5 protein-coding genes are annotated in these 7,223 nt (G+C 69.3%); 1 reads left to right on the top strand and 4 read right to left on the bottom strand.

Annotated elements, in window-relative coordinates:
• A partial coding sequence (locus tag D7V80_RS39510) for a threonine/serine exporter family protein (RefSeq protein ID WP_120592945.1) occupies positions 1–842 on the top strand: 842 nt, incomplete at its 5' end.
• A gap of 3 nt (positions 843–845) precedes the next feature.
• On the opposite strand, the gene D7V80_RS39505 is transcribed toward D7V80_RS39510, so the two are convergent.
• The 4 genes from D7V80_RS39505 to D7V80_RS39490 form a co-directional block, all read right to left on the bottom strand.
• Positions 846–1,847: a formylglycine-generating enzyme family protein gene (locus tag D7V80_RS39505; protein WP_120592944.1), complete on the bottom strand. Its 1,002-nt coding sequence runs from the start codon at positions 1,845–1,847 to the stop codon at positions 846–848.
• A 122-nt stretch (positions 1,848–1,969) separates the two neighbouring features.
• A complete protein-coding gene (locus tag D7V80_RS39500) occupies positions 1,970–3,628 on the bottom strand; it encodes an arylsulfatase (protein WP_120592943.1) in 1,659 nt (552 codons plus the stop codon).
• Between the two features lie 87 nt (positions 3,629–3,715).
• Positions 3,716–5,551, bottom strand: coding sequence for an aspartate:alanine exchanger family transporter (locus D7V80_RS39495; RefSeq protein ID WP_120592942.1), 1,836 nt, complete (start codon positions 5,549–5,551; stop codon positions 3,716–3,718).
• Between the two features lie 29 nt (positions 5,552–5,580).
• The gene (locus D7V80_RS39490; protein ID WP_120592941.1) at positions 5,581–6,972 is read right to left on the bottom strand and encodes a glutamate decarboxylase; all 1,392 of its coding nucleotides are present in this window, start codon (positions 6,970–6,972) and stop codon (positions 5,581–5,583) included.
• Positions 6,973–7,223: the final 251 nt, after the last annotated feature.

The following is a 7,223-nucleotide window of genomic DNA, read 5'->3' as shown; positions in this document are numbered from 1 at the left end:
GGTGGGAGATGCTCGTGGCCTTCTGCGTGGGCGTCATCGTGGGGGGCATCCACTTCGGCACGTTGAATTCGCATCGGGTGGATCTGCAGAAGGGCTTCCTCGCCGCGTTCCTGGGGACGCTGGTGGCGCTCGGGTTCTCGTTCCTCCTGCCGCCCTTCAACGTCGTGCGGTCGCTGTACAGCGGGGTGGTGCTGCTGGTGCCCGCGACGGTGGTGACGCTGGGCTCGCTGGAGCTGGCCATGGAGTCGGTGGAGGCAGGCCTGCCCCGGCTCATGTACGGCCTCTTGCGTTTCCTGATGCTGGGCGTGGGCATCGCGGCGGCGGGGACGCTGTGGGAGTTCGCATGGCGGCTGCCGCCCCACTTCGAGGCGCACGCGCTGCCGCCGCTCCTGACGTTCTTCCTGATGGCGGTGGGCGGGGTGGCGCTGGCGGTGTGCATGTCGGGGAGGCCGCGCGACGTGGCATGGATTGTCGGCGGGGTGCTGCTCGCCTACGAGACGCAGGCGGTGGCGAAGCTGCTGCTCGGGGACCGGGGCAGCCCGCTGGTGTCCGCGTTCGTGCTGGGCGTGGCGGGGCTGCTCTACGGGCGCGGGAGGGACCGGATGCCCATGACGGTCATCATGCCGGGGATGTTGCAGCTGACGCCGGGCTTCATCGGCACGGAAGCCGTCGTCGCGCTGCTCGGCGCGGGCGCCGCGGGCGCGGAGGACGCCCGGCTGTTCAACGTACTGCTGGTGGCGCTCCAGCTGGTGCTGGGGCTGGTGTTCGCCACGGTGGTGGTGCCGCCGCGCTTCGCCATGGAGCGGGGCTCGCCGGTTCCTCCGAGCGCCGGCAGCGCGTAGCGGCTACGGGCGCACGATGCAGCGGAAGCCGATGTGGCTGGCGCCGCTGTCCACGGCCTGGGGCGAGCGCGCCGCGGGGCGGTAGCGGCGGCAGTAGTTGGGCGCGCACAGGTGGCTGCCGCCCTTGAGGACGCGGCGAGGAATGGTGATGGCGGAGGTGAACAGGTCCTGGCTGCCCTGCTCGGTGGCGGGGCCGCGCGGGTTGACGGGGATGCAGCACGCCTTGCCTTTGTTGCCCTGGTGGCGGGCCTGGTACCAGTCGGTGGTCCATTCCCAGACGTTGCCGGTCATCTCATGCAGGCCGTAGCCATTGGGCGGGAAGGCGCCGACGGGGCAGGTGCCTTCGTGGCCGTCCTCGCGGAGGTTCTGCCACGGGAAGTAGCCCTGCCAGGTGTTGGCCAGGTGTTCGCCGTTGGGGGTGAGGTCATTGCCCCAGCAGAACTCGTTGCGGTCCAGGCCGCCGCGAGCGGCGCGCTCCCACTCCGCCTCGGTGGGGAGGTCCTTGCCGGCCCAGGCGGCATAGGCCGCCGCGTCCTCGAAGGCGATGTGGACGACGGGGTGGTCGCGGCGGTGCTTCACGGAGGAGCGGCGGCCTTCAGGGTGCTTCCAGCAGGCGTCGGGGACATAGCCCCACCAGTGGGCCACGTTGCCCAGGTCCACGGGGCCTTGGGGCTTCTGGAAGACGAGCGAGCCGGGGACGAGCGTCTCCGGTGTGGCGCCGGGGTAGTCCGCGGGATTGAGGGGGCGCTGGGCGACGGTGACGTAGCCGGTGGCTTCGACGAAGCGGGCGAACTGTTCGTTCGTCACGGTGAAGCGGTCCATCCAGAAGCCGGAGACGGTCACCTGATGCGCGGGGGCCTCTTCGGGATAGTGATGGTCGGAGCCCATCCAGTACGTGCCGCCGGGAATCCAGACCATGTCCGGGAACGGAGCACGGCCGGGTCGCGCGGCGGTTTCGGTGGACTCCACGTCGGGAGCGGCGTCACGGTTGTCATTCCGGTGCATGGCTTGAAGTCCTCCAACGGAGAACATCCGGCCCGGCGCGGGGAATGACACTCGCACCGGGGAACAGGAGGGGTGTCGGGCAGTGGAGGAATGGGCGCTCCACGGCCCGACGGCCTGGACGGCTACTGGTGCGACTGCTGGAAGCGGTGGATGAACTGCTCCACGTCGTTGGCCAGGGACATGACCTGGTCGCTGACGCTGGGCTCCGCCTTCTTCTTTCGCGCCGCCGCCATCTGCTGCTTCACGCGCTCCTTCATCGGCCCGATGCTCAGGCTGCCCGGGGCCTGGCTGGGCAGGAACTCGATGAGGCTCTCCGCGAACTGTTTCACCAGCATCTGTGCCGGGACGAACGTGAACATGCGCTCGCCGTACCAGGACGTGTACAGGCCGGAGTGGGGCCCGTATTCGAACGGATCCGAGCGCAGGTTGATGAGGTAGGGCCACGCCGGATTGAAGCGCTTGCCGCTGAACCACATGTCCGGGCCTTCACCGTCCTGGTAGCTGAAGATGATCTTCCAGTCCTTGTACCGGACCGCCGCCAGGTCGCCGCTGTCGAGCACGTAGATGAATTCGTTCCGGCGGCCCTCCTCCGTGCCGGCCAGGAGCCCGTTCTGGTCATACCCGTCCAGGTGGACCCGGAAGGTCTTGTTCCCCACCTTGTGGCCGTGCTTGCACTTCTCGACCAGGTCCCTGGGGCCACCCGCCGCCGCCACCATCGTGGGCATCCAGTCCTCGTGCGCGAAGATGTCGTTGATGACGCGCCCCGGCTCCACCACGCCCGGCCAGCGCACCACGCACGGCACCCGCACGCCGCCCTCCCACGTCGAACCCTTCTCCCCGCGGAACGGGCTGTTGCCGCCGTCCGGCCAGCCCATCTTCTCCACGCCGTTGTCGGTGGAGAAGACCACCAGGGTGTTGTCCGCGATGCCCAGCTCATCCAGCTTGTCCAGGAGCACCCCGACGATGTCGTCCAGCTCCCGCATCGCGTCCGCGTAGAGGCCGTAGCCCGTGGCGTTCCGGTACTTCTCCTGGAGGAACGTCCAGACGTGCGTGCGCGTGGTGTTGTGCCAGACGAAGAACGGCTTGCCGTCCTTCACGGCGCGCTCCATGAAGTCCAGCGACCCCTTCAGGAACTCGCCGTCCACCGTCTCCATGCGCTTCGTGGTGAGCGGGCCGGTGTCCTCGATGCGCTGGCTGCCCACCACGCCCCAGCGCGGCTCCTCGGTGACGTCCTTGCGGTTCGTGGCCCAGCTGTGCAGCACGCCGCGCGGCCCGAAGCGGGCCTTGAAGGACGGGTCCTTGGGGTAGTCCGGGCACTCCGGCTCGTTCTCCGCGTTGAGGTGGTAGAGGTTGCCGAAGAACTCGTCGAAGCCGTGGTTCGTGGGCAGGTAGGGATTGGAGTCGCCCAGGTGGTTCTTGCCGAACTGGCCGCAGGTGTAGCCCAGGGGCTTGAGCATCTCCGCGATGGTGGGGTCGGAGTCCTGCAGGCCGTACTTGGCGCCGGGCATGCCAATGGTGGTGAGCCCCGTGCGCAGTGGATTCATGCCGGTGATGAACGCCGCGCGGCCCGCGGTGCAGCTCTGCTGGCCGTAGCAGTCGGTCATCATCGCGCCCTGCTTCGCGATGCGGTCGATGTTGGGCGTGCGGTAGCCCATCATCCCCTGGTTGTAGGCGCTGATGTTCCAGAAGCCGATGTCATCTCCCCAGATGACCAGGATGTTGGGTTTCTGCTTCGCCTGCTTGCGGTGTCCATTGCCCGAGGGCTTCGCCTTGCTTGCCATGCACGACCTCCTGGGCATGAGGTGCCCACGCGAGCCGACACGGACCTCGTCCCGTGGGGCGGGTCCGCGGCCTTCGGCGCGGGGGCGTCAGCCCATCAGCGCGAAGAGGTAGCAGATGAGCGTGAGCAGCAGGTTCGACACGGCGAACGTCACCGGATAGCCGATGGCCGGGATGATGCTGTTCGTGGCCTCCTGCGACGCACGCATGCCGGCGCTGTTGCACCGCGCCCCCGCGACGGCGCCCATCAGCACCGCGGTGTTCATCTTCATCACGTACTGGCCCACCGCCCACGCGAGGGTGGGCGGCACCAGCGCCGCGATGACGCCCACCACCAGGATGGGCACCAGCGTGCCCCCCGCGACCGCGCTCGCCACGCCCGCGCCCGCGTTGATGCCCAGGATGGCGATGAAGACGTTGAGGCCCAGGTCCTCCAGCAGCTCGCGCGAGGCCTCCGGGAAGGGGCCTCCGAACGCCGGGTTGTGCGTGCGCAGGATGCTCAGCCCGATGCTCACGATGAGCAGCCCCACCGCGGAGCCCAGGCTGAACTTCACCCCGCCCACCGGCACGGTGATGGCGCCCAGGAAGGCGCCCAGCGACAGGCCCAGGGCCAGGGTGATGATGTCCGTCACCAGGCTGGGCCGCACCAGGTGGCCCACGCGCTTCTGGAGCGCCTCCAGGCGCCGGCGGCTGCCCGTCACGCGCAGCACGTCACCCCGGCGGATGACCTCGTCCGGGTCGATGGGCAGCGCGTCACCGGCGCGGAACATCGCGTTGAGATAGAGGCCGTGGCCCTCCTCGCGGGCCAGCTCCCCCAGCGTGCGCCCGACGAGGTCCGCCTTGTGCGCGACGATCTCCACCGTCTCCACGCGCACGTCTCCCAGCGGTGAGTTCACCTCCGGCCCGATGCGCGTGGGCCCCTGCAGCAGCAGCCCCACCGGGCCCGCCACGGCGACCTCGTCCCCCCGGTGCAGGACGAGCCCGTCCTCCGGCAGGTAGATGCGGCCCGCGTGCAGCACCCGCTCGATGCCCGCGCGCGGCGCCAGGTGCGCAAGCTGCGCGAGCGAGTGCCCGTCCACCTCCGGGCTCTCCACGCGGAACACCCGCACGTGCACGGACGCGTTGCCCCGGAGGAAGGACTCGGCGGTGCCGGGCAGGGGGGCCTGCTGCTCGCCCGCGAGCGCCTTCTCCATCGCCTTGGCATCCGCCGCCGCGTCCCGGCCGAAGGCCTTCGGCAGCACCTTCACCATCACCGTGAAGACGACCATGCTGACGGAGTAGAGCAGCGCGTAGGACGTGGTCAGGTTCGCGCGGGCCTGCTCCAGCGTCGTGCCCGCGGGCAGCTTCACCGCGCCGCCGCCCAGCGCCGCCTGCGCCGCGCCGAAGCCCGGAGTGGCGGTGTTCGCGCCGGACAGGATGCCGGCCATGAGCCCCGGCCCCAGGTGGAAGACGAACCTCGCCAGGTACACCAGCAGCGCGGACGCCAGCGGCACCAGCAGCGACAGCAGCAGCAGGTGGCGTCCCTCGCGCTGGAGGCCGCCAATGAACTGAGGCCCCACCTTCATGCCGATGGCGAAGATGAAGAGGTTGAAGAACACCGTGCTGGTGAACTCCGGGATGGCGTAGGTGACGTGGAAGGACTGGAAGGCCCAGAGGCTCACCACCATTCCCAGCAGCAGCGTGGCCGCGGTGGCGCCCAGGCCCACGCCCTTCACCTGCACCTTGCCCAGCGCGTAGCCCGCCGCGACGACGAGGAACAGCAGGATGAAGGGCTGGTGGCCCAGCGCCGCGAGCAGCCTGCCGGGGACGCCATGGGGAGGTGGATGCGCGCCGGGCGCGGACGTGCCCTGGGCCAGCGCGACAGCCGCCAGCCCCAGGGCCGCGGCCCCCACGACGAGCACGGTGTGACGGGTGATGACTCGCATGGGGAACGCTCCCTCTTCGTCGTGGGTGCTCAGTGGTGGTAGCCGGACGCCTCTTGCTGCGACATGGGCGTGCTCACCGGGTGGCGGCGGAAGTGCTCGATGCTGGCCACCAGGTCGTGCACCAGCAGCGTGGCCAGGTCCCGGCTGACGCCGTGGCGTACCAGCACGCGCTGCACGACCAGGTCCTGGAGGTGGGCGGGCATGGGGTAGGCGGGCACCTGCCAGCCGCGCTCGCGCATCCGGTCCGCCAGGTCATAGAGCGTGAAGCCGGGGTTCACGCCGTCCTTCATCTTCCAGCATACGCCGGGCACGCCGCCCCGGCCGTCGTAGAGGATGTCGAAGAGGCCAATCTGCTCGATGGCCTTCGCCATGAAGTTCGCGGTGTCCGAGCACGCTTGCTGCACGCGCCGGTAGCCCTCCTTCCCCAGGCGCAGGAAGTTGTAGTACTGGATGACGATCTGCCCGCCCGGCCGTGAGAAGTTGAGCGCGAACGTCGGCATGTCCCCGCCCAGGTAGTCCACGCGGAACACCAGCTCGTCCGGCAGGTCGCTCTTGTCGCGCCACACCACCCAGCCACAGCCCAGCGGCGTCAGGCCGAACTTGTGGCCGGAGGCGTTGATGGACTTCACCCGCTCCAGGCGGAAGTCCCACACCACGTCCTTGTGGATGAACGGCGCGAGGAAGCCTCCGCTCGCCGCGTCCACGTGGATGGGGATGTCCAGGCCCGTGCGCCGCTGGAGGCCGTCCAGCGCCTGCGAGATGGCCTGCACCGGTTCATAGACGAGGTTGAAGGTGACGCCCAGCGTGGGCACCACGCCGATGGTGTTCTCGTCGCAATACTTGAGCACCTCCTCCGGCGTCAGCGTCATCCGGCCGGGCGCGAGCGGCACCTGCCGCAGCTCCACGTCGAAGTAGCGCGCGAACTTGTGCCAGCAGATCTGCACCGGTCCGCAGATGAGGTTGGGCTTGTCCGTGGGCTTGCCTTCGGCCTCGCGGCGCTTGCGCCAGCGCCACTTCATGGCCAGGCCGCCCAGCATCGCGGCCTCGCTGGAGCCGGTGGTGGAGGTGCCAATGGAGTTGTTCACGTCCGGCGCGTGCCAGAGGTCAGCGAGCATGTTCACGCAGCGCGTTTCGATCTCCGCGGTCTGCGGGTACTCGTCCTTGTCGATCATGTTCTTGTCCAGGCACTCGTCCATCAGCCGGTGCACCTGGGGCTCGGCCCACGTCTGGCAGAAGGTGGCCAGGTTCTGCCGCGAGTTGCCGTCCAGCAGCAGCTCGTCGTGCACCACCGCATAGGCGTGCTCCGGGCTGTGCTCGTCATCCGGGATGCGGAACTTGGGCATCGGGATGGACAGGTCCGGTGAGGCGTAGACGTCGTCGTTGATGCGGTCGCGGACTTCATCCCTTCCATGCAGCGACATGCGCGCTCCTTGGTGGTGGGTGACCTTCCCCGCTGGAGATGGGGTGCGCGAGTGCGAAGGGCGTCGACTGCCAGGGAGGGACGGCCAGCGGCACGGCCACCCATTGCACTCGCTGGGCGTGCCTTGTTCGACAGGGGCCTGCGTCTCCAGGGTGAACCCACACACGAGGGAGGACGGTCCATGTCGAAGGGAAGCTGGAGCAGGCAGGGGCGGGCAGCCGCGGCGCTCGTTTGCGCGGTGGGGCTCTGGGG

The organism is Corallococcus sp. CA054B, from assembly GCF_003611625.1.
Classification (GTDB): Bacteria; Myxococcota; Myxococcia; order Myxococcales; family Myxococcaceae; genus Corallococcus; species Corallococcus coralloides.
Note: the sequence above shows the minus strand (reverse complement) of the source record. Positions and strands in the feature narration are given on the sequence as shown.